We start from the raw sequence: 616 nt of genomic DNA, 5'->3' as shown, positions 1-616 counted from the left end.
ATCTTCGGCTGACCATCATTTCGGGGTGTGCCTGCATTCGCCGTTCCATTCGCTCGAAAGCCTTTTCGTGCAGATGGCGTGAGAGGTATCGGCGCTGGGCGTCGGTGCATTGCGCTTTTAACGGGCAGCTTGCGCAGTCGCTGACCGCTGCCTGGTAGATTCGGCCTTTATTGCTGATCTGTTTAAAGATCAGCCATTTTCCGGCAGGGCATTGATATCGATCTTGCGACGCATCGTAGGCAAATGCTGTTCGATCGAAAAACGCCTGCTCCTTGCCGCAGGAGTTGAGTGACCGCGCCACAGGCACATAAGCCGTTATGTTTTCATCCTCGCACGCTTGGAACTGCTTTCCATTCGAGTAGCCCGCATCTGCGGTGACCGTGAGTTCATCTTGCGAAAGTTGTTCCTTGGCGGCCTTGGCCATCGGTTCAAGTTGCTTGCGATCATCGCTGTCCTGAGTCACTTCATGGTGCACAATCATGCAGTGCTCAGCATCCACGGCTGTCTGTACGTTGTACCCGACCTGCGGCCCTTTGTGCGTTCGCAGCATTCGGGCATCGCTTTCGTGGCTATTGAATTGCTCAAGCTCCATTGATTTCATTGATTTCATCAGCGC

General features: G+C 53.9%; 1 protein-coding gene. It reads right to left on the bottom strand.

Annotated elements, in window-relative coordinates:
* Positions 1-616, bottom strand: a 616-nt coding sequence (locus AC1DWM_RS30175; RefSeq protein ID WP_477796902.1) for a transposase, incomplete at both ends; no start/stop codon positions are given.

The organism is Pseudomonas sp. P4_C8, from assembly GCF_056401975.1.
Note: the sequence above shows the minus strand (reverse complement) of the source record. Positions and strands in the feature narration are given on the sequence as shown.